This is a genomic window from Lentzea sp. CA-135723 (genome assembly GCF_050936595.1).
GTDB lineage: Bacteria > Actinomycetota > Actinomycetes > Mycobacteriales > Pseudonocardiaceae > Lentzea.
In genome coordinates this window covers 1-4151 of sequence record NZ_JBNJMK010000006.1, presented here as the reverse complement: position 1 = coordinate 4151, position 4151 = coordinate 1, and the positions used below count along the sequence as shown (strand labels likewise).

Annotated in this window: 1 protein-coding gene; it reads right to left on the bottom strand. The window is 95.0% G+C overall.

Features of this window, described 5'->3' with window-relative positions; translation table 11 throughout:
* A partial coding sequence (locus ACQEU1_RS45345; RefSeq protein WP_433217414.1) for a hypothetical protein occupies positions 1-3810 on the bottom strand: 3810 nt, incomplete at its 3' end.
* Positions 3811-4151: the final 341 nt, after the last annotated feature.

Here is a 4151-nt window from a genome sequence, read left to right as displayed (position 1 = left end):
GCGCGCGCGCGCGCGCGCGCGCGCGCGCGCCCGCGCGCGCGCCCGCGCGCGCGCGCGCGCGCGCGCGCGCGCGCGCGCGCGCGCGCGCGCGCGCGCGCCGCGCCGCGCGCGCGCGCGCGCGCGCGCGCGCGCGCGGCGCGCGCGCGCGCGCGCGCGCGCGCGCGCGCGCGCGCGCGCGCGCGCGCGCGCGCGCGCGCGCGCGCGCGCGCGCGCGCGCGCGCGCGCGCGCCGCGCGCGCGCGCGCCCCGCGCGCGCGCGCGCGCGCGCGCGCGCGCGCGCGCGCGCGCGCGCGCGCGCGCGCGCGCGCGCGCGCGCGCGCGCGCGCGCGCGCGCGCGCGCGCGCCGGCGCGCGCGCGCGCGCGCGCGCGCGCGCGCGCGCGCGCGCGCGCCGACCGCGCGCGCGCGCGCGCACGGCAGCGCGCGCGCGCGCGTCGCGCGCGCAGCGCGCGCGCGCGCGCGCGCGCGCGCGCACGCGCGCGCGCGCACGCGCGCGCGCGCGCGCGCGCGCGCGCGCGCCGCACAGCGCAGCAGCAGCAGCACACCGCCGCCTGCCGCTGCCGCCCAGCGCACACGCGCGCGCGCGCGCGCGCGCGCGCGCGCGCGCGCGCGCGCGCGCGCGCGCGCGCGCGCGCGCGCGCGCGCGCGCGCGCGCGCGCGCGCGCGCGCGCGCGCGCGCGCGCGCGCGCGCACGCGCGCGCGCGCGCGCGCGCGCGCGCGCGCGCGCCGCGCGCGCGCGCGCGCGCGCGCGCGCGCGCGCGCGCGCGCGCGCGCGCGCGCGCGCGCGCGCGCGCGCGCGCGCGCGCGCGCGCGCGCGCGCAGCGCGCGCGCGCGCGCGCGCGCGCGCCGCGCGCGCGCGCGCGCGCGCGCGCCGCGCGCGCGCGCGCGCGCGCGCGCGCGCGCGCGCGCGCCCGCGCGCGCGCGCGCGCGCGCGCGCGCGCGCGCGCGCGCGCGCGCGCGCGCGCGCGCGCGCGCGCGCGCGCGCGCGCGCGCGCGCGCGCGCGCGCGCGCGCGCGCGCGCGCGCGCGCGCGCGCGCCAGCGCGCGCGCGCGCGCGCGCGCGCCGCGCGCGCGCGCGCCGCGCCGCGCGCGCGCCGCCGCGGCCGCGCGCGCGCGCGCGCGCCGCGCGCGCGCGCGCTGCGCCGCGCGCGCGCAGCGCGCGCGCGGCGCGCGCGCGCGCGCGCGCGCGCGCGCGCGCGCGCGCGCGCGCGCGCGCGCGCGCCGCGCGCGCGCGCGCGCGCGCGCGCGCGCCGCGCGCGCGCGCGCGCGCGCGCGCGCACGCGCGCGCGCGCGCGCGCGCGCGCGCGCGCGCGCGCGCGCGCGCGCGTCGCGCGCGCGCGCGCGCGCGCGCGCGCGCGCGCGCGCGCGCGCGCGCGCGCGCGCGCGCGCGCGCGCGCGCGCGCGCGCGCGCGCGCGCGCGCCGCGCGCGCGCGCGCGCTCGCGCGCCGCGCGCGCGCGCGCGCGCGCGCGCGCGCGCGCGCGCGCGCGCGCGCGCGCTGCCGCCGCGCGCCGCGCGCGCGCGCCGCCGCGCACGCGCGCGCGCCGCGCGCGCGCCGCCGCCGCACGCGCGCGCCGCCCGCGCGCCGCGCGCACGCGCGCGCGCCGCGCGCGCGCGCGCGCGCGCGCGCGCGCGCGCGCGCGCGCGCGCGCGCGCGCGCGCGCGCGCCCGCGCGCCCGCGCGCGCGCGCGCGCGCGCGCGCGCGCGCGCGCGCGCCGCGCGCCGCGCGCGCGCGCGCGCGCGCGCGCGCCGCGCGCGCGCGCGCGCGCGCCGCGCGCGCGCGCGCGCGCGCGCGCGCGCGCGCGCGCGCGCGCGCGCGCGCGCGCGCGCGCGCGCGCGCGCGCGCGCGCCGCGCGCGCGCGCGCGCGCCCGCTCGCCGCTCGCGCGCTCGCGCGCGCGCGCGCGCGCGCGCGCGCGCGGCCGCGCCGCCGCGCGCGCGCGCGCTGCGGCAGCGTCGCGCGCGCGCTGCGCGCGCGCGCGCGCGCGCGCGCGCGCGCGCGCGCGCGCGCGCGCGCGTCGCTGCGCGCGCTCCGCTGCGCGCTGCGCGCTGCGCGCGCGCTGCGCGCGCGCGCGCGTGCGCGCGCGTCGCGCGCGCGCGCGCGCGCGTTGCGCGCGCGCGCGCGCGCGCGCGCGCGCGCGCGCGCGCGCGCGCGCGCGCGCGCGCGCGCGCGCGCGCGCGCGCGCGCGCGCGCGCGCGCGCGCGCGCGCGCGCGCGCGCGCGCGCGCGCGCGCGCGCGCGCGCGCGCGCGCGCGCGCGTCGCGCGCGCGCGCGCGCGCGCGCGCGCGCGCGCGCGCGCGCGCGCGCGCGCGCGCGCGCGCGCGCGCGCGCGCGCGTTCGCGCGCGCGCGCGCGCGCGCGCGCTTGCGCGCGCGCGCGCGCGCGCGCGCGCGCGCGCGCGCGCGCGCGTCGCGCGCGCGCGCGCGCGCGCGCGCGCGCGCGCGCGCGCGCGCGCGCGCGCGCGCGCGCGTCGCGCGCGCGCGCGCGCGCGCGCGTCGCGCGCGCGCGCGCGCGCGCGCGCTGCGCGCGCGCGCGCGCGCGCGCGCTCGCGCGCGCGCGCGCGCTCGCGCGCGCGCGCGCGCGCGCGCGCGCGCGCGCGCGCGCGCGCGCGCGCGCGCGCGCGCGCGCGCGCGCGCGCGCGCGCGCGCGCGCGCGCGCGCGCGCGCGCGCGCGCGCGCGCGCGCGCGCGCGCGCGCTCGCGCCTCGCGCGCGCGCGCGCGCGCGCGCGCGCGCTCGCGCTCGCGCCGCGCGCGCGCGCGCGCGCGCGCGCTCCGCGCGCGCGCGCGCGCGCGCGCGCGCGCGCGCGCAGCGCGCGCGCGCGCGCGCGCGCGCGCGTCGCGCGCGCGCGCGCGCGCGCGCGCGCGCGCGCGCGCGCGCGCGCGCGCGCGCGCGCGCGCGCGCGCGCGCGCGCGCGCGCGCGCGCGCGCGCGCTCGCCGCGCGCGCGCGCGCGCGCGCGCGCGCGCGCGCGCGCGCGCGCGCGCGCGCGCGCGCGCGCGCCGCGCGCGCGCGCGCGCGCGCGTCGCGCGCGCGCGCGCGCGCGCGCGCGCGCGCGCGCGCGCGCGCGCGCGCGCGCGCGCCGCGCGCGCGCGCGCGCGCGCGCGCGCGCGGCGCGCGCGCGCGTCGCGCGCGCGCGCGCGGCGCGCGCTCGCGCGCGCGCGCGCGCAGCGCGCGCGCGCGCGCGCGCGCGCGCGCGCGCGCGCGCGCGCAGCGCGCGCGCGCGCGCGCGCGCGCGCGCGCGCGCGCGCGCGCGCGCGCGCGCGCGCGCGCGCGGCGCGCGCGGCGCGCTGGCGCGCGCGCGCGCGCGCGCGCGCGCGCCGGCGCGCGCGCGGCGCGCGCGGCAGCGCGCGCGGCGGCGGCGGCGCGCGCGCGCGCGCGCGCGCGCGCGCGCGCGGCGCCGGCGGCCGCCGCGCGCGCGCGCGCGCGCGCGCGCGCGCGGCGCGCGCGCGCGCGCGCGCGCGCGCGCGCGCGCGCGCGCGCGCGCGCGCGCGCGCGCGCGCGCGCGCGCGCGCGCGCGCGCGCGCGCGCGCGCGCGCGCGCGCGCGCGCGCGCGCGCGCGCGCGCGCGCGCGCGCGCGCGCGCGCGCGCGCGCGCGCGCGCGCGCGCGCGCGCGCGGCGCGGCGCGCGCGCGCGCGCGCGCGCGCGCTCGCGCCTCGCGCTATCGCGCGCGCTCGCGCGTCGCGCTCGCGCTTCGCGCTATCGCGCTCCTCGCGCGCTCGCGCGCGCCTTTGCCGCTCGCTCGCGCTCGCGCTCGCTCGCTCGCGCTCGCTCGCTCGCTCGCTCCTTCGCGCGCGCGCGCGCTCGGCCCTCGTGGCCGGCAATCGTGGCCTCATCATCCTCGTGGCGGCCCTCCTCGTGGCGGCGGCCTCGTATCGTGGCGGCAGCCCCGGCCATCGTGGCCTTCGGCCTTGGCCGTGGCCTTCATCAGCGGCCTTGGCCGTGGCCATCGTAGCCGTGGCCTTGGCCTCGGCGTAGCGGCCATCGGCGTAGCCCCTCGGCGGCGGCAGCAGCGCATGTCGTGGCGTAGCGTAATAGCCTCGGCGTAATGACGTAGCCCCAGCTGGCCGGCAACTGGCGGCGGCGGCGGCGGCGTAATGGCAGCAGCGTATCGTGGCGGCGGCGGCGGCGTATCGTGGCCGGCGCTCGGCCCCGGCTTCCCATT